At 67.0% G+C, this 17732-nt stretch carries 15 protein-coding genes; 9 read left to right on the forward strand and 6 right to left on the reverse strand.

The window, feature by feature from the left end; all coding sequences use genetic code 11:
* Positions 1-510: class I adenylate-forming enzyme family protein (locus P3H15_RS19625; protein WP_276138782.1), on the forward strand; the 510-nt coding region annotated here is incomplete at its 5' end.
* A gap of 46 nt (positions 511-556) precedes the next feature.
* The gene (locus P3H15_RS19630; RefSeq protein WP_276138783.1) at positions 557-2371 is read left to right on the forward strand and encodes an FAD-dependent oxidoreductase; all 1815 of its coding nucleotides are present in this window, start codon (positions 557-559) and stop codon (positions 2369-2371) included.
* 452 nt (positions 2372-2823) lie between these two features.
* On the opposite strand, the gene P3H15_RS19635 is transcribed toward P3H15_RS19630, so the two are convergent.
* A complete protein-coding gene (locus P3H15_RS19635; protein WP_276138784.1) occupies positions 2824-3453 on the reverse strand; it encodes a hypothetical protein in 630 nt (209 codons plus the stop codon).
* 391 nt (positions 3454-3844) lie between these two features.
* Between P3H15_RS19635 and P3H15_RS19640 the strand changes: the two genes are divergently transcribed.
* Positions 3845-4558, forward strand: a complete 714-nt coding sequence (locus P3H15_RS19640) for a GntR family transcriptional regulator (RefSeq protein WP_276138785.1) — start codon at positions 3845-3847, stop codon at positions 4556-4558.
* 10 nt (positions 4559-4568) lie between these two features.
* On the forward strand, positions 4569-6038 hold the full coding sequence (rox, locus tag P3H15_RS19645) for a rifampin monooxygenase (RefSeq protein WP_276138786.1): 1470 nt from the start codon (positions 4569-4571) through the stop codon (positions 6036-6038).
* Between the two features lie 87 nt (positions 6039-6125).
* Here the strand turns inward: rox and P3H15_RS19650 are convergent, their stop codons facing one another.
* From P3H15_RS19650 to P3H15_RS19670, 5 genes are all read right to left on the reverse strand, one after another.
* Positions 6126-7274, reverse strand: coding sequence for an ABC transporter ATP-binding protein (locus P3H15_RS19650; protein WP_276138787.1), 1149 nt, complete (start codon positions 7272-7274; stop codon positions 6126-6128).
* A gap of 12 nt (positions 7275-7286) precedes the next feature.
* Positions 7287-9059 (reverse strand): iron ABC transporter permease, encoded by a 1773-nt coding sequence (locus P3H15_RS19655; protein WP_276138788.1) that lies wholly within the window; start codon positions 9057-9059, stop codon positions 7287-7289.
* 72 nt (positions 9060-9131) lie between these two features.
* A complete protein-coding gene (locus P3H15_RS19660) occupies positions 9132-10193 on the reverse strand; it encodes an ABC transporter substrate-binding protein (RefSeq protein WP_276138789.1) in 1062 nt (353 codons plus the stop codon).
* A gap of 5 nt (positions 10194-10198) precedes the next feature.
* Entirely contained in the window at positions 10199-11083 is an 885-nt protein-coding gene (locus P3H15_RS19665) for an amidohydrolase (protein WP_276138790.1), read from the reverse strand.
* A gap of 56 nt (positions 11084-11139) precedes the next feature.
* Positions 11140-12045 carry a hypothetical protein gene (locus P3H15_RS19670; RefSeq protein ID WP_276138791.1) on the reverse strand — a complete coding sequence of 302 codons (906 nt, stop codon included), beginning with the start codon at positions 12043-12045 and terminating at the stop codon, positions 11140-11142.
* Between the two features lie 586 nt (positions 12046-12631).
* On the opposite strand from P3H15_RS19670, the gene P3H15_RS19675 reads away from it, so the two are divergent.
* The 5 genes from P3H15_RS19675 to P3H15_RS19695 are packed head-to-tail and all read left to right on the forward strand — an operon-like array spanning position 12632 to position 17705.
* On the forward strand, positions 12632-13204 hold the full coding sequence (locus P3H15_RS19675; protein ID WP_072943569.1) for an SRPBCC family protein: 573 nt from the start codon (positions 12632-12634) through the stop codon (positions 13202-13204).
* Entirely contained in the window at positions 13188-14042 is an 855-nt protein-coding gene (locus P3H15_RS19680) for an HpcH/HpaI aldolase/citrate lyase family protein (protein WP_276138792.1), read from the forward strand. The genes P3H15_RS19675 and P3H15_RS19680 overlap by 17 nt, the downstream gene beginning before the upstream one ends.
* 30 nt (positions 14043-14072) lie before the next feature.
* Positions 14073-15131, forward strand: a complete 1059-nt coding sequence (locus P3H15_RS19685; protein WP_276138793.1) for an amidohydrolase family protein — start codon at positions 14073-14075, stop codon at positions 15129-15131.
* On the forward strand, positions 15128-16780 hold the full coding sequence (locus P3H15_RS19690) for a thiamine pyrophosphate-binding protein (protein ID WP_276138794.1): 1653 nt from the start codon (positions 15128-15130) through the stop codon (positions 16778-16780). The genes P3H15_RS19685 and P3H15_RS19690 overlap by 4 nt, the downstream gene beginning before the upstream one ends.
* 43 nt (positions 16781-16823) lie before the next feature.
* Positions 16824-17705 carry a hypothetical protein gene (locus P3H15_RS19695; protein ID WP_276138795.1) on the forward strand — a complete coding sequence of 294 codons (882 nt, stop codon included), beginning with the start codon at positions 16824-16826 and terminating at the stop codon, positions 17703-17705.
* Positions 17706-17732 lie beyond the last annotated feature (27 nt).

The following is a 17732-nucleotide window of genomic DNA, read 5'->3' on the forward strand; positions in this document are numbered from 1 at the left end:
GATCCGCAGACCGGTGCTGCGAGCGAACTGCTCGCACGGTCCAACGTCGTGTTCAAGGGATATTGGGAACAGCCGGAGGAGACGGCGGCCGCGCTCGACGGCGGCTGGTTCCACACCGGTGATGGTGCCGAGATAGGTGATGACGGCTACGTCACCATCAAGGACCGCAGGAAGGACGTCATCATCACCGGCGGCGAGAATGTCAGCTCCATCGAGGTCGAGGACCTTCTGTTCTCCCACCCCGCTGTCGCCGAGGTCGCGGTGATCGGAGTTCCGAGCGACACGTGGGGCGAGACGATCAAAGCCCTCGTCGTCCTCGCGGATGAGGCCGAGCCCGGCCCCGCCATGGAGCGTGAGCTGATCGCATGGTGCAAGGACCGGGCGGCCGGATACAAGGCTCCGACGTCCGTCGATTTTCGTGCCGCGCTCGCCCGCACGGCCACCGGAAAGCTGCAGAAGTTCACGTTGCGGGCGCCGTTCTGGAAGGACATGGCTCGCGGCGTGAACTAGCCCGACTCGTGCCAGCCCGATGAGCAACCACACATAGGAGAGTCCGATGACAGAAGATCAGCCTCTGCCCGAGGGCCATCACATCCTTGTCGAGGCCGAGGAGTTCGACGACTTCGGTGGCTGGACACTCGACTCCCAGTTCGAGGCGGAGATGGGCTCGTCGTACCTTCTCGCGCACGGTCTGGGTGTCCCCGTCGCCGACGCCACGACCACAATCGACGTCGACGCGGCCGGCACCTATCGCGTCTGGGTGCGTGCCAAGGACTGGGTGCCCTCCCATCACCCCGGCCGATTCGCCGTCTCGTTCGACGGCGAGCGGCTGCCGGTCGAGCTCGGCGCGAACGGACAAGACTGGAGCTGGGAACACGTGGGCCGGATCGACCTGGCTTCCGGCCCGACCAGGATCGCACTCACCGACCTGACCGGGTTCGACGGCCGATGCGATGCCCTCTACCTGACCACCGGCGACACGGAACCACTCAACGGCATCGATCCCGAAACTCGTTCCTGGAGGCGTCGGCTGCGTGGCCTGCCGCACGAGCCGGTCGACGGCGGAACGTTCGACCTGGTCGTCGCCGGTGGGGGCGTCACCGGCTCTGCAGCCGCACTCGCAGCGGGCCGGCTGGGCCTGACCGTGGCCCTCATCCAGAATCGCCCGGTTCTGGGCGGCAACGCAAGCAACGAGATCGGACTGACCCCCCGCGGAGAGACCGGTCCCCTCGTCGAGGCACTCTCAACACGGCACGAGGACGGCGATCTTGCCGCTCTCGATCTCCTGCGAGCAGAACCCACCGTGTCGGTGTTCCTCGAGCACCAGATCTTCGACGTTGCCCGTACCGGCGACCGGATCGCCTCGATCGATGCTCGGGACGCCCGCTCCGGACGTGAGACCCGATTCCACGGCGCGATCTTCATCGACTGCACCGGCACCGCGATCCTCGGCCTGCTCGCCGGCGCCGAAACCATGTTCGGCTACGAGAGCCGAGCCGAGTTCGACGAGCCACTCGCTCCCGAGAACCGAGTCGAATCGCATCACGGCAACACCGTGTTCTTCCGAACCCGACAGGCAGATCAGCCCACCGACTTCCCTGATGTCCCCTGGGCCGTCGACGTCGCCAAGGACTACGCCAACCTCGGCGGACAGCTCGAACGCCCCGGCATCGACAACGCACCCGGACCCGTGGCGGGCCCCGCCCGCACCCCGGACCCGAGCATCCGCCGACGTATGCTGTCCCCGCTGACCCACTTCTGGGAGTACGGCCACGACCTCGATCCCTACACCGACGCCGAACACATCCGTGACCACCTCTTGCGGGCCGTCTACGGAACGTTCTCGAACGTCAAGACCCTCGAACCTGAGACCTATGCGAACCTGGCACTCGACTGGGTCGGACACGTTCCCGGCCAAGGCGAGTTCCGCCGGTACAAGGGCCCGTATGTACTCACCGAGAACGACATTCGTGAACACACGAGGTTCGACGACACCGTCGCCTGGAACTCCGGCGCGTTCTGTCTCCACTACCCAGGCCACGACACGTACGATTTCCGGCTCCGGGACTGGAAGTGGGACACCCGCGACGACATTCCGTTCGAGGTGCCGTTCCGGTGCCTGTACTCAGCCGACATCGACAACCTGATGATGGCCGGAAAACACATCAGCGTGACCCACATCGCCGGATCGGTCACCAAGTTCATGGGCAATGGCGGGCAGCACGCCATCGCCACCGCTGCCGCCGCGAAGGTGTGCCTCGAGTACGACGCCACACCGGCGCAAGTCCTCGTGAATTATCTCGAGGAACTTCAGGAGACCGTCACCAAGCTCAGCGGATCCGCCGGGCACCCCGCGGGTCTGCCCAGGTGACGGTCGATCTTGATTTGTCGATGACGGGCCACCGAGGAGGGGAAGCCGCGACCAGACTCGGCACCCGTTGTCACGACAGGACCACGGTCCTCCTGCAGCTTACAGTTCGCGAGCCTCGGTCGCCTTGTCGACCTTGTTCTGCATGGTTTCTTGCTTCAGGCGAGGATCCGACGATGCTTTCACCCGGGGTGCCCTGGCCTTCGTCTGCGGATCAGTGGCGGTGGGCTGGGCTGGCGCTGCCCCTCCCGGTGACGCTTCACTTTGATTCTTCGCCACGGCGCTCAGTCTCCTTCTGCTCGATGTACCGCTTAGCCCGCGCGACCGAGCCTTGGTCACCGTCGAGATTGCCGACCAGATTTGGGTCCGACCTCAGCCGCACCCTCGGTGCAGCCTTAGGCGCGCGTTCAACGTGGGTTGATTCACTCATTGCGCCTCCTCGGCTACGCGTCGATCTAGTAATTCAGAATAGCCCCGATGAAGAGGACCAATACCGCAAGAGGAAGCAAGAGGGTAGCGCCCTGCAACAGCTGGCCCTTCCGTCGAACTCGACCTTCCTCCTCTTTGAACAAATCCGCCAAAGTGGACAGTGTGTTGAATCTGGTCACCGCCGGGTCCTCCAACGCATACCCCTCGAGCAGTTCGACCGGGGAGAGCGTGTTGGCTGTGCCAGGAAAAATAACAGCCCCGGCCAATGCGCCCGCTAGGACCGCGAGAACGCCCCCGACGATCCCCCAGCCATGCAGATGGTCGATGTCCCGGAACACAAGTCCGACAATGACACCGGCAAAACCGAGTAGCACCCCTCCTCGTTGGTCCATGCTGGTAACGCGTCGTTCCTGTGAATCGACGGTTCTTTCGATGTATCCCTCGATAAGCTCGAGCGAGGGATAGCTCCCAGGGTCACTGTGATCTTCGATGGGGGGCACCTCGGCGTGTACCGCGAGAGCGCTAGCTCGTGGAAATAGGCGAGTCCAGACCATCCAGATGGCCGCTACGACTCCCCCGGTGACTACGACGACCGCCATGATGTCGATCAAGGCTGCTTGCTCGAGTAGATGCGCGAGGAGTCGCAGCGGATCCATCTAGCGATCATCACCTACGGAAGTCCATTGGTGGCCATTGTCGGCGCGTGTCGTGCCCGCACTTGGGCCCGAGCGCTTCCGTCAACTGCTTGCGCAGCACAGTTTTTGCCCTCATCGAGCACCGCCACCTGCGGCGTCTCCATGCGATCGCCGGCGGTCCTTCGTGGTCGGCTGCGGCGACCGTGCAGACATCGGACTGGGGCGTGAATTGTGCAACAATAGTGCACGTCAGCACGGACCTGATCGACTCGGGAAGGGAAGATTTTCATGCCCCCGAACTGCGTTCGCATCGAGCGCTCGACACGGTACGTTCGATGTTGTTGTACAACATGACGGGTGAGGCTCCGATGACGACGCTGCCCACTCGTCCCGGCGAGTCAGGTGACACACGATGGTGCTAGCTGCGGGCGCAGACCCGGACAACGAGGGCGGCCCCGATTCGGGCGCCAACCGGACGCTGCAGGCGTATCACGACCTGCGCGCCCTGATCCTCTCCGGTCATTACGAACCGGACTCCCGCCTCACCGAGTCGGGACTCACCACCCAGCTCCAGGTTTCACGCGGGACGATCCGTTCGGTGCTGGCGCGCCTCGCGCAGGAGGGCTATGTCACCACCGAGGCGAACCGGAGCGCTCGCACCCGCTCGTTCTCGGTGGACGAGGCGATCGAGATTCTCGAGACCCGCGCGGTCCTGGAGTCGGCGCTGGCAGCGAAGGCCGCCGAACGCGCCACCGAGACGGACATCGCCGCGATGACCGAGACCTGTAAGCGCATGTGGGACTTGCAGAAACCCGGCGGACGCGAGGAATACTGGAATCTCAACCGCAAGTTTCACGAACAGGTCAAGCAGGCGGCACGGCAGGCCACACTCACCAGGTTCGTCGACAGCCTGCTCTATCCGCTCGTCGTGCAGCAGTACCGCGACGCGGACCGCCGCGCGAACCCGCGCACCGACTCCGTCAGAGAGCACGAGGCCATCCTCGCGGCGATCGTCACGCACAACCCGGAGTCCGCCGCCGCGGCGATGCGGCATCACCTGTCTTCGGCCCGGCGAGCACTTCAGCTGAACTTCCCGACGTCGGACGACCAGCTGCGGAAAGGATGAACGGGGTTTCATGACCGATGTGATCATCGCCGGCGGCGGACCGACCGGCATGATGCTGGCCGCCGAATTGCGACTGCACGGTGTGGACGTGCTGGTGCTGGAGAAGGAGACCCAGCCGAACGAACAGGTCCGTTCGCTCGGCCTGCACGTGCGCAGCATCGAGATCCTGGATCAGCGCGGACTGCTCGAACGTTTTCTCGAGCACGGCAAACAGTACCCGGGTGGCGGTCGCTTCGCCGGCATCGACAAACCGTGGCCCGACCGTCTGGACACCGCGCACGCCTACATTCTCGGCATCCCCCAGCCGGTCACCGACCGCCTGCTGGCCGAGCACGCCGCCGAACTCGGAGCCGACATCCGGCGCGGCAGCGAACTGGTCGGCCTGAGCCAGGACGCCGACGGGGTGACCGTCGAGCTGGCCGAAGCAGGGTCGAAGACAGGGTCGCTCGGCAAGCCTCGCTCCGGCGGCACCCGACTGCACGCGCGCTACCTCGTCGGCTGCGACGGCGGCCGCAGCACCGTCCGCAAGCTGCTCGGCGTCGGATTCCCCGGCGAACCCGCCAAGGTCGAGTGGCTGCGGGGTGAGATGGAGGCGACCACTCCGCCGGAGGAACTCGCCGCGATCGTGGCCGAGGTCCGCAAGACCCACAAGGGGTTCGGCGTCGGTCCCGCCGGGAACGGACTGTACGGGGTCGTCGTCCCCGCCGAGAGCGTCACCGAGGACAGCACCGTCCCCCCGACGCTCGAGGAGGTCAAGAGGCAACTGCGAGCGTTCGCCGGCACCGACTTCGGTGTCCACTCACCACGCTGGCTCTCCCGCTTCGGCGACGCCACCCGTCAGGCCGAGCGCTACCGGGCCGGACGGGTGTTCCTGGCGGGCGACGCCGCGCACGTGCACCCGCCGCTGGGAGGACAGGGCCTCAACCTCGGGATCCAGGACGCCTTCAACCTGGGCTGGAAACTGGCCGCCGAGATCAACGGCTGGGCACCGGTCGATCTGCTGGACAGCTACCACTCCGAACGGCACCCGGTGGGTGCCGACGTACTGAACAACACCCGCGCTCAGAGCGAGCTCATGTCCACCGAACCGGGCCCCCAGGCGGTGCGCCGGCTGGTGACGGAGCTGATGGACTTCGAGGTCGTGAGCCGCTACCTGATGGAAAAGGTCACCGCCATCGGGATCCGCTACGACTTCGGCGACGGGCACGAACTGCTCGGCAAACGGCTCCGGGACATCGGCCTCGCGAGCGGGCGCCTGTACGAACGGATGCACCGTGGCCGCGGACTTCTGCTCGACCGGACCGGCCGGCTCTCGATCGACGGCTGGGCGGATCGGGTCGACTCCGTCGTGGATGCGGACGCCGAGTCGGTCGCGCCTGCCGTGTTACTCCGTCCGGACGGCCACGTCGCCTGGGCCGGCGACGACCAGCCGGGACTCGACAAGCAACTGTCGCGGTGGTTCGGCGCTCCCGTCGGCTGAGCACTCGCGGTGAGGACCTCCTCCATTCGTGAGGAGGTCCTCGGCCGGCTCAGAACACCACGCCGGCCGCCCGCTACCCGGCGGCGGTTACGACCACAGCGCGACCGTCCACGCCGGGTCCAGGACAACGGTCACGTCGTCGCCCGGGCGAGCACGGAGGTGCGCGTCGGCGTGCGCGCGGAGCGACACGTCCCCGACGGTGACGACCATCTCCTGGCGGTCGCCGAGATACTCGGTGGTCACGATGCGCCCCGGGAATCGGTTGGGACCGTGAGTGTCCCGCTCCTCGGGGAGGATACGGATGTTTTCGGGCCGGATGCACACGAACATTTCCTGGCCGGGGGTGGGCGGGGTGGGTGGGGGTGTGAAACGCTCGCACCGCACCACCCCGACGGTCGTCTTGGCGTCGACGACGCGGTCGCCGGCGCCCGCCGGCCGGTCGAGCACTCCGGGGATGAGGTTGGCGCTGCCGACGAAGTCTGCCACGAACCGCGTCGCCGGCGAGTCGTAGATCTCGCTCGGTGATCCGATCTGTTCGACCCGCCCACGATTCATGACGACGATCGTGTCGGACATGGCCAGGGCCTCACCTTGGTCGTGCGTCACGTAGATGGTGGTGACGCCGAACTTCTGCTGGAACGAGCGCAACTCGGCGCGCAGCTGTGAGCGCAGCTTGGCGTCCAGGTTGGACAGCGGTTCGTCCAGCAGCAGGACCTCCGGCTCGCACAGCAGGGCGCGGGCCAGCGCCAGCCGCTGCTGCTGGCCGCCGCTGAGCTGGGTGGACCAGCGGTCGGCGTACTCCGACAGGCCCACCTGTTCGAGCATGGTTCGGACGCGACGCTCCCGCTCGGCGCGCGGGTACGTCTTGCGGCCGTACTGCAGGGGGAATGCGGCGTTGTCGAACACCTTCATGTGCGGCCAGATTCCGTAGGACTGCGGCACCATCGCGATCGGCCGGACGTCGGGAGACACGTCGCGGCCCGCCGCGGCGGAGAAGACGGCCTGGCCGTTCATCCAGATCTCGCCGCTGTCGGCGGTCTCCAGTCCGGCGAGGCAGCGGAGGGTGGTCGTCTTGCCGCACCCACTGGGCCCGAGCAGGGTGAAGAAGCTGTTCTGCGGCACGGAGAAGCTGACATCGTCGATGACGCGGGTCACTTCGCCGCTGTGTGGGCGGGTGAAGTGTTTCTGCAGGCCGGAGATCTGCACGGAATGGTCGGAACCAACGAGGGTTTTCATGTTCACGGCACCTCAGATGTGTTGTTGGAAGCCACGGCGGTTGACCCACCAGACGGAGACGGCGGACAGGGCGAGCAGGAGGACCGCGAGGGCGCTGGCCTCGGGATAGTTCGCGCTTTCACCGATCATGTCCCACAGCAGCACCACGACGGTGCGGTTGTCGGAACTGGACAGCAGCAGCGCGATCGGGAGTTCGCCCAGGGAGTTGGCGAACACCCACAGCCACGTGCTCGACACCGCGGGGGCAACGAGCGGGAAGACCACCCGGCGCAGCACGACGGCGTTGGACGCCCCGCTGACGCGGCCCACCTCTTCGAGTCCCTTGTCGAGTTGCAACAGTGCCGTCTGGATCATGCGTGATCCGCGTGGGATGTAGCGGGTGGTGAACGCGATGACGATGATCCAGATCGTGCCGTAGATCGGGATGGGCAGGTACAGGTAGAGGAACAGCACCGCCATGCCGAGCACGACGCTGGGGATGGCGAAGACCAGGAAGGACAGATCGAACAGGCCCCTGCCGAGGCGTCCGGCGCGGGTCGAGGCCAGTGCCAGCCACAGGGCGAACCCGGCAGTCAGCGTCGCCGTGATCAGGCTGATCACCAGGGTGTTGACGACCGCGTGCGTCAGGTTCGGGTTGGTGAAGATCGCGCCGTAGTTGGCGAGGCTGAGCGCACCCAGGTTGTCGAAGTTGATCGGCTGCAGGTACGGGGTCAGGCTCGTCCAGACCAGGGTCAGGATGGGCACGATGATCGCGACGAGAACGTAGAACGAGACGATGCCGGCGACCGGGATGCGCCACCGCCCCAGCCGCACCGGTGTGGACCGGTACCCCTTGCCGCCCACCACCTGGAATCGGTGGGACTCGCGGGTCTGACGCCGGTAGACGGCGATCATCACGAGGGACAGCAGAACGAGCATGATGCCGTAGGCACTGGCCTGGCCGTAATTGGCAAGACCCGACGGCGGCTGCAGGGACGCCTGGATGAGGCTGCTGAACACGAAGATCTGGTCCGGCATTCCGAGGATGGCCGGGATCGCGAACTCCTCGAGCGCAATGACGACGAGCAGCATGCTGGCCGCGGAGATCCCCGGCATCGTCAGCGGCAGAACCACTTTGCGGGTTCGCGTCCACCAGCCCGCACCCGACGTGGCCGCGGCCTCCTCGAATTCGAGGTTCAGCCGGGCGAACGTCGGCGCGAGCATGATGTACATGCCCGGGACCCCGAAGATGCCTGCCACCAGGATCATGCCCGGCAGCGAGTAGATGTCGATCGAGAGCCCGAAGACCCGCTCGATGACGATGGCGATGGGGCCGTTGGTGGGGTTGGCCGCCAGGACCCAGGCCACCGCCATGACCGTGGCTGGCACGGCCATGGGGGCCAGCGTGCTCGGCGCGAGGAAACGGCGTCCCGGAATGTCGGTCCGCTCGAACAGGTAGGCCAGGCTGACGCTGACGACCAACGCCAGCGACACGGTGCCGACCACGAAGACGAACGAGTTGAGCGCGACGTCGACCAGGCGTTTCGAGGAGAAGATCGCGGTGAAGTTGTCGAGCGTGAACCCGGGGACCTGGAAGGGCAGCTTCGTCTCGCTGTCCTTGAGGCTGCTGAACAACAGCATGCCCAGGGGGAAGAGCATGAGATAGGCGACGATCGCGCCGATGGCGATGTTGACGCCGACCAGGACGCGGTCCCGGCGCTTGGGGTGGTGTACGTCGGCGGGCTGAGGGCGTACGTCGTCGGGTCGAGGGCGTACGCCGGTGGAGAGCTGGGTGCCGGACTGCATCGCTGAAGTCTCCAAGGGTGAGGGGATAGAATTTGCCGCCCGTCACGGGCAGCGGTGCGGCGGTGGGAGCCGTCAGTTGACGTTGGTGCCCAAGGCCTCTTCGACCTCGGGGAAGAAATCTGAGAACTGCTCGTACTGCGCGATGTCGGTCTCGCTGAACCATTCGACACCGGCGTCACACAGGGCGCCGATGACACGGTTCGTGGCGGCGTCGGTGCAGTCCGTGTTGGTGGGAATGACCGAGTTGTACGTGCCGACCAGTGCGGACTGGCCCTCTTCGGAGGCGAGGAAGGCGGTGAGCAGGCGACCCGCCGCCGGGTGCGGTGCGCCGTCGGCCACGAACAGATACGACTTGTTGGCGTTCGTGGGGCCCACCGGTGCGACGGCGACCGGCGCGCCCTTCGACTCGTCCTCGAGCACGAGGTTGATGAGGTCGGTGCCGACCGGCGTCTGACCGGACACGACGAGTGTGTGGGCCTGCGTCGTGTTTTCGGTGTAGTGGGGATTCAGCTCGGCCAGCCGGGACGCGTAGTCGAGACCGGCGTCGGCGCCGAGGGTCGGGTCCTGGGCCCACACGGTCATGAAGGATCCGCGCGACTCGACACTGAGTTTTCCGCCGTTCCATCGCGGATCGAGCAGGTCGTCCCAGCTCGCGGGCACATCGTTCGGGGCCAGGGCGTCGGTGTTGTAGGCCCAGACCTTCGGTACCGCCCACACGTAGACGAAGTCGTCGGCGAAGATCTGGTCGCTGGGCACCTCGTATGATGCCCAGTCGACCTTCGCCGCCATGGACTGCGACGGCAAGACCGTGAGCCCACCTGCGTTGGACACATCGAACGTCACCCGGTCGGCGGCCTGCTCCACATTGAGCTGGGTGACCAGATCCGGAGCCTTCTTGTTCGTGTACCTGACCTCGATCCCCGGGTACTTCTTCTCGAACGCGTCGATCGCCGGCTTCATCTGAGCCTCCGGCTTCGGCGCGAACCAGACGACCTCCCCTTCGGCCTTGGCGGCCTGGTACAGCTCGTCGAGGTTCTTGGTGTCCGGAACGGGCGGCGGACCGCCGCAGGCGGCCAGGACGACGGCGACTGCCATGACCGAGGCCATGCAGAGCCTGCGCCGAAAGCGCTTCATAGCGATCAACATTCCTTCGCGGCAGTGGTGACGGAGCTGCCCTGGGAGAGCCCGTACAGCCGGCCGGCGGTGCCGCCCGCGATCAGCTCCAGGTCGGATGTGTCGAGTGACGGCAGTTGCTCCCTGATGAGGTCGGCCAGGTCCGACAACGATCCGGCCGAGGCGGGGAAGTTCGAACCCCACATGACGTGGGCCGCCCCGAACTCTTCGATCAGGGTGCGGACCAGCGGTGCCGCGGATCCGCTCTCGCGCTGCGCGCGGAGTACGGCCGGCGGCGTGATCTTGACGAACACGCGACCCGTGTCGCTGAGCCGGGGAACTCCGTCCGCGCTCGGGTACGGCGCGGAGTCCAGTTGCGGTCGGCCCGCGTGGTCGAGGATCGCGGTGAGTCCCGGGTACTGCTGGAGGAGCCCGGCGAGGATCGGAGCGTGCTGGGCGTGCATCTGGATGCAGACCGGCACCCGGCGGTCGGACAGGAACTGCCAGACCGGCGCCATGCGCTCGTCGTCGAGTCCGCGGCCGGGTGTCGGGACGGCGGTCGTTCCGTCCGCGGCACGGATGCGGACCCCCGAGAAGCCCCGCTCGTCGATCCAGTGGTGGAGGTCGTCGACCACCTTCGGGGAGAGGAAGTCCACCGAGCACACCCCGCTGAGGCGGTCGGGGTGCCTCGAGAGCTGATCGGCTACGTAGCTGTTGTCGAATCCGTACACCGTGGAGGCCTGGACGACGACCAGGTGGTCGACGTCGGCGGCATCGGCCGCTCGCAGCAGGCCGTCGATGTCGGTGGGCCGTTCCTGGGACCAGGTGGACCGGTGTCCGCCGAGCGGATCTGCGGGGTAGGCATCGGTGTCGGGCGAAATGATGTGGGTGTGTGTGTCGACGCTGAACATCAGTACCTCACGACTGGTGGGTGGGGTGGCGGGCGGAAAGTGGCGGGCGGGCGCGCTCAGGCGAGCTCGCCGAGATGCCGGGTGAAGTCGTCGAGGAGTTCGGCCACCGTCACGGGTGTGCGGATGACGTTCTGCTGCAACGCGTAGTCGATAGCGATCTGCAGACCGGCGACGAGCTCGTCGGTCACTCCGAAGCGGAGGGCACGCACGCGGGGACCGGGCTCGGTTTCAGCGGCCTTGCGCGCCTCGATCCGGTCTCCGAAAGCCCGGTAGAGCGCCGATACCGTGCGCGGCTCGGCCTCGAGGAGGTCACGCCGGACGGTGAGCACGTGGTTGATCGGCACCGTCTTGTGCCGGGCTCCCCATGCCTCCTCGGCCTCCCGCCAGTTCGGGATGATCGGCACCAGCGGCCCCTGCGCCCCGTCGAGCGCCGGCGGACCGAGGACGGCGGCCACGACATCGCCGCGCTCGAGCACGTCGAGCACCTTGCCGGTCGTGCGCTCGACGTTCGGCGGCTCGACATAGCCGGCGACGTGCGGCTCCTCGGTGGTCACCCAAGTGACTTCCTTGGCGTCGACGCCGAACTCCTCGTGCAGGATTCCGCGCACCCACAGACCGGTCGTCTGGCTGTAGGCCCGGACCGCGACCCGCCGGCCCGCCAGATCCGCCGGGCTGATTTCGGCCGAGCCGGGCCAGCGGGTCAGGGAGTGGTGGTGGAAGTCGCCGCTGAGTACCACCGGCAGAAGCGCGATCGGGGCTCCTGCCTCGCGGGCCTGCAGATAGGTGGCGATGGCCAATTCGCTGAAGTCGTACCGGAGCTCACGCACCATGGGAGCGAACGCCTTGTAGATCGGATCCGCTGCCGCGAGCTCGACGGGATGTCCCTCGACGCTGAAGCCGGGTTCCGCGAGGAACGCCGTGTGCGGGTAGGACTTCGCCGCGATGGACAAGGTTGTGGACATGAATACAACTCCTCTGTTGCGTCCGAACCCGGGGAGTGCATGTGGTGTGCCTCCGAACCCGGGGAGTGCACTGGTGTCAGTGCGCCGATGCCGTCATTCGACCGATGGGTGAATATCGGTTTTGTCTTACGGTTTCGCTCAATTTACGCGGGAGTGACGCCCATTACAAGCCTTTGAGGCTCAGATCGTCTAACAATTTTGCGGAAGCCAGGCCGAAGCGGGCGGCGAAGGCACCGGTTTCGCGTCCGGCGGCGCGATCACGCTGGGACAATCGGCTCACCAATCCAAATTGTTCTACAAGATGAGCCCGATCGCGTCGGGCACAATGGGCAATCCGATGCCGGGAAAACAAGTTCTTGCTGTTCGGCGCACTCCGCTGCTAGTCTGACGACAGAAAGTTGTTAAACAATCCGAGAGCCGACCGGGGAGACTCGGATGACGCCGGTGTTATCTGGCGACCGGACTGCTCGCTGCCGGCGAGGGCACGCCCTCCGACACCAGCTCGCTGATCGAGTCTCGCGAGTTTCCCCGAAGCGCCACAGTGGTCTGTGGTGGCTGTTCACGATCGTCAAGCGAGGACACAGTTGTGATAAAGATCGACGAAGCAATCGCCGTACCCGCGCCACCGGGGCGGGTGTGGGCGGTCATTTCCGACCCCACCGAGGTGGTGTCGTGCATCAACGGTGCCGAACTCGGCCAGTTCCACGACGACGGCTCGTTCGACGGCACGCTGGTCGTGAAATTCAGCGCGATCCGAGTGCGGTTCGGCGCCCGGATGTCGCTGGAGCTGGACGAGCCCGCCTGGGAGGGACGACTTTCGGCGCGCGGACGGGACGGGCAGGGCGCGACGCGGTTCACCGCGCACGCGAACTTCCGGATCACCGAGGACCACGCGGGCGGCGCACGGGTGCAGGTGACCGGCGAGGTAGCCCTCGCGGGCAAGCTCGCGTCGGTGATCGAAGCGGGCGCCGGCGCCGTGGTGTCCCGGATGACCAACGACTTCACGGACGAACTGGTGCGCCGGTGCGCCGGGGAGACCGCGGTCGTGCCGGCGCCGAGCCGGCCGACCGTGTGGGCCCGCGTGCGCGCCTGGTGGCGCAGGACCATTCACAAGCGACAGAGCGAGCAGAGCGGAGTGGCAAGTGGCAAGACTCAATAGTGTGATCGGTGCGCTGGAATCGGGGCAGCACGCCTTCGCGGCGTTCGCGGCTCCCGAGCCGGCGGCAGCGCTCGACTTCGCGACCAGCGACTACGACGGCCTGGTGTTCGAGGCCGAGCACAAACCCTGGGACGCAACGACGTTGCGGGACAGCCTGCAGTATCTGCTCAACCGGCGACGGATATTCGAATCGGGCACGCTCGCCCCGTCGCCCACCCCGCTGATCCGGGTTCCCGTCAACGGTGCCGAACAGGGCCAGTGGCACGCGAAGCAGGCTCTCGACCTCGGGGCGTACGGAATCGTGTGGCCGCACATCAGCCGGGTCGAGGAAGCGCGCAACGCGGTCGCGGCCTGCCGGTACCCCCGTCTGCCCGGCGAGGAGCGGTACGACCCGCCGGGACTGCGCGGCGACGCGCCTGCGGCCGCCGCACGGTACTGGGGCCTGTCCAACGACGAATACTACGCGAAGGCCGACGTGTGGCCGCTCGCCCCGGAGGGCGAGATCCTCGTCGTGATCCAGATCGAGGACCAACTCGGCATCGAGAACCTCCCGGCGATCCTCGAACAGGTTCCCGGAATCGGTCTCATCCTCATCGGTGAGGGCGATCTCAGCCAGGAACTGGGTGTTCCCCGCCAACTCGACCACCCGCTGATGGTCGAGGCCAGGAGCCGGATCGTGAAGATCTGTCACGAACACGAAGTCGTGGTCGGCCACCCGCACGTGACGACGAGCAACGTCGAGCAGGTGCTCGACGAGGGCTACCGCTTCCTCATGTCCGCGCCGGTGCGCAGCTACCCCGGCCTGGAACTGGGCCGCAAACTCACCGGTCGCTCCTGACCCCGAACACTCACCTGGAGAAAAACCTTCATGATCATCGACTGTCACGGCCACTTCACCACCGCGCCACCCGCGCTCGGACAGTGGCGCGAGCGCCAGATCAAGGCGTTCGAGGATTCGGGCGCGCGGGTCTCACCCGACGAGTTGCACATCGGCGACGACGAAATCACGACCGCGATCGAACAGGGGCAGCTGAAGCTCCAACTCGAGCGGGGCACCGACCTCACGGTCTTCTCCCCCGGCGCGGGAAAGATGGCCCACCACTACGGCGACGAGCAGACCAGCCTGGTCTGGTCGCAGGTCAGCAACGACCTCATCGCCCGGGTGTGCGGCCTGTTCCCGGACCGTTTCGCCGCGGTGTGCCAGCTTCCGCAGTCGCCCGGCGACGCGCTGGCCTCCTCCATCCGCCGGTCGGCGGCGGAACTCGAGCGCTGCGTCGAAGAACTCGGATTCGTCGGATGCCTCCTCAACCCGGACCCCTCCGACGGGTACTGGCAGGCGCCGCCGCTGACCGACCGGATCTACTACCCGCTCTACGAGAAGATGGTGGAGCTGGACGTGCCCGCGATGATTCACGTCGCGATGTCGCGCAACCCCGCGATCCAGGGCACGTGCGCGCACTACCTCAACGGCGACACCGCAGCCTTCATGCAGCTGTGCCAGTCGGACCTGTTCACCGACTTCCCGACGCTGCGGCTGATCCTGCCGCACGGCGGCGGCGCGGTGCCCTACCACTGGGGCCGCTACCGCGGGATGATGCAGGACCAGGGCAGGCCCCCGCTGGAGGAATCGTTGCTGCACAACGTCTTCTTCGACACCTGCGTCTACCACAAGCGGGGCCTCGAACTTCTCACCGACATCATCCCCGCCGAGAACGTGCTCTTCGCCTCCGAGATGATCGGCGCCGTCCGCAGCGTCGACCCGGAGACCGGGCGCCGCTTCGACGACACCAAGGCGCTGCTGGACTCCATCGACTCCATCAGCGACGCCGACCGGCAGGCGATCTACGGCGGCAACGCACTGAAGGTGTTCCCCCGCTTGGCAAGCCGCGTCACCAACCAGAACAAGCAAGAGGAGGTCGCGCGGTGAAGGTCTACGAAGCGCTCGCAGCAGCATTCGCCGCCGAGGGCACCACGGACGTGTTCGGCATGATGGGCGACGCCAACATGCACTGGATGAATGCCCTGGCCACCCGTGGGACGCGCCTGTACGAGGTGCGTCACGAGGGTGCGGGCCTGAGCATGGCGCACGGGTACGCCCGCGCATCCGGTAGGCCCGGTGTCGTGACGACGACGAGCGGTCCCGGTACCGCGCAGCTGGCCACGTCGATGATCGTGGCGAGCCGGGCACGCATCCCGCTGGTCGCGTTCTGCGGGGAGACGCCTCTGGGTGACACGGGCGCCGTCCAGTACCTCGACCAGCGCCGGTTCGCCGCCGCGATCGAGTGCGAATTCCTGCAGGTGACCAAGGCCGAGTCGGCCGCAGAAGTGGTGCAGCGCGCCTTCTATCTGGCCCGCACCCAGTCCCGGCCGGTGATGATCAGCGCCCCGTTCGACGTGCAGCTGCAGGAGTTCGAGGACGACATGCCGTACGTCCCGTCCACCGAGCTGCTCCGGACCCCCAAGCTGCTACCGCACCCGGACCGGATCCAGCAGGCGTGCGAAATCATCGGGGCGAGCAAACGAGTCGTGATCGTCGCCGGACGGGGCGCCCGCAACGCGGAAGCAGGCGAGCAGATCCTCGCGCTCCAGCGTCGCACCGGTGCCCTACTCGCTACCACCTTGCAGGCCAAGAACTGGCTCAGCGGCGAAACCGAGTACCACGTGGGGATCGCGGGACTGTTCGGGAGCAGGCTGGCGATGGAACTGCTGCAGGAGGCCGACTGCGTGGTGTCGGTGGGCGCGAGCCTCAACCACTACACCATCGAGAGCGGATACCTGTTCCCCGAAGCCCGGTTCATCCAGATCGACACGGCGCCGCACCTGGTGATGGGCAACGGTCAGGTCGCCGACTGCTACATGCAGGCCGACGCGGTCACCGCCCTCGATGCCCTGTCGGGCGCGCTGGGAGTTCGCGGTATCGAGATGGAAGGCTTCCACACCCCCGAGGTGCACGGCCGGCTCACGGCCCCGCTGATCGACCCCGCCGAGTTCCGCAGTCAGCCGGGCCTGCTCGACCCGCGCGAGGCGATCTCGGTGCTCGACGCCGAACTTCCCGGCGAGATCGGGCTGGTGCTCGGCAGCGGGCACCAGACGGACTTCGGCACCATGCTCTTCCAGCGGTCCCGCGAGATCACCTCGAACTACGGCATGTTCGGTGCCATCGGCCAGGCCCCGCTGCTGACCATCGGCACCGTCGTCGCCAACGGCGGCAAGCCGACGTTCGTGGTCGAAGGCGACGCGAGCTTCCTGATGCACGTGTCGGAGTTCGAGACCGCCTGCCGCTACGGCCTTCCGGTGCTCGTCGTCGTCATGAACGACGAAGGCCTCGGCGCGGAATACCACAAGGCGAAGGCCAAGGGCCTCGACCCGGAGCTCGCCGTCATCCCCACCCCCGAACTCGGCACGGTCGGAAAGGCACTCGGCGGCGGCGGCGCCACCGTCCGCACGACCGACGAACTGCGCGCCGCGCTGGCCGAGTACGTCCGCGACCCCCGGCCCACCGTGATCGACGTGCGCATCACCCGCGACGTGCTCAGCGTGCCCTACCGGCGCATGCAGTACGGCGAGGACGTATGACCGCGCGGGGACTGATCACGACCAACGAAACGAGGACTCGTCAATGAAAATCGTACTGGGCAGAGACGATCTCGCTGCCGTGGCCGTCGAGGGGGCCGCGGCCGCCGGTGCCACGCCCGAACGTCTCGACATCCGGCCCGTGCACAAGGCATCGCGCGGTTTCGTGAACGACGCGGCGGCGGACGTGTGCGAGCTGGCCGTGGTGACGCTGCTGCAGGCGGCCGCACACGACAAGCCGGTGGCGCTGCTGCCGATCACCATGCTCGGCCGGTACCAGCATCAGACCCTGGTGACACTGGGCGAACTGGACGTCGAGGGTGTGCGGGGGCGGAGCGTCGGCGTGCGCTCGTGGAGCCAGACCACCGGAGTGTGGCTGCGCGGGTTCCTCAGCGAGCAGTACGGCCTCGATCTGTCCGAAGTGGACTGGCACACGTACGAGGGCGGGCACGTCGACGGGGCCACCGACCCGGCGTGGGTCACGCGCGCCCCCGAAGGCGCAAGACTGCAGGCCGACTTCCTCGAAGGCAGGCTCGACTACGGGATCATGGGCAACGAACTGCCCTCCGACGACCGGATCCGCACCGCCATTCCCAACGCCCTCGCGGTCGCCGCCGAATGGGCCGCACGCAAGGGTTTCGCTCCGATCAACCACGTCGTGGGGTTCAGCGCGGCGGCCGGCGACGAGGACCCGAAGGCGATACTCGCGGTCTACGACGCGCTGGCCGAGGCCGCCGCGACCACCGCTCCCGCAGCGGGTCCGGTGAACCTGAGCCCGTTCGGATTCGACGGTCTGCGCGGACCTGTCACCGACGCCGCCCGCTACGCCTACGAGCAGGGGGTGCTGCCGCGCCGCGTCGAGTTCGACGAACTGGTCGATCGCACCTGCGCCGCGCTCGGGGTGACCGCGTCCCGGCTCGGCGGCTGAACCACTCGCTCCCTCTGGAATACGAAA

Source organism: Rhodococcus sp. T2V (genome assembly GCF_029269925.1).
GTDB lineage: Bacteria > Actinomycetota > Actinomycetes > Mycobacteriales > Mycobacteriaceae > Rhodococcus_F > Rhodococcus_F koreensis.

Excerpts from the sequence above, each read along its gene's own strand:
- P3H15_RS19665 (WP_276138790.1), bottom strand. The coding sequence starts at position 11,083 with ATGTTCAGCGTCGACACACACACCCACATCATTTCGCCCGACACCGAT.
- P3H15_RS19670 (WP_276138791.1), bottom strand. The coding sequence starts at position 12,045 with ATGTCCACAACCTTGTCCATCGCGGCGAAGTCCTACCCGCACACGGCG.
- P3H15_RS19695 (WP_276138795.1), top strand. The coding sequence starts at position 16,824 with ATGAAAATCGTACTGGGCAGAGACGATCTCGCTGCCGTGGCCGTCGAG.
- rox (WP_276138786.1), top strand. The coding sequence starts at position 4,569 with ATGACCGATGTGATCATCGCCGGCGGCGGACCGACCGGCATGATGCTG.
- P3H15_RS19655 (WP_276138788.1), bottom strand. The coding sequence starts at position 9,059 with ATGCAGTCCGGCACCCAGCTCTCCACCGGCGTACGCCCTCGACCCGAC.
- P3H15_RS19650 (WP_276138787.1), bottom strand. The coding sequence starts at position 7,274 with ATGAAAACCCTCGTTGGTTCCGACCATTCCGTGCAGATCTCCGGCCTG.
- P3H15_RS19685 (WP_276138793.1), top strand. The coding sequence starts at position 14,073 with ATGATCATCGACTGTCACGGCCACTTCACCACCGCGCCACCCGCGCTC.
- P3H15_RS19635 (WP_276138784.1), bottom strand. The coding sequence starts at position 3,453 with ATGGATCCGCTGCGACTCCTCGCGCATCTACTCGAGCAAGCAGCCTTG.
- P3H15_RS19640 (WP_276138785.1), top strand. The coding sequence starts at position 3,845 with ATGGTGCTAGCTGCGGGCGCAGACCCGGACAACGAGGGCGGCCCCGAT.
- P3H15_RS19630 (WP_276138783.1), top strand. The coding sequence starts at position 557 with ATGACAGAAGATCAGCCTCTGCCCGAGGGCCATCACATCCTTGTCGAG.
- P3H15_RS19660 (WP_276138789.1), bottom strand. The coding sequence starts at position 10,193 with ATGAAGCGCTTTCGGCGCAGGCTCTGCATGGCCTCGGTCATGGCAGTC.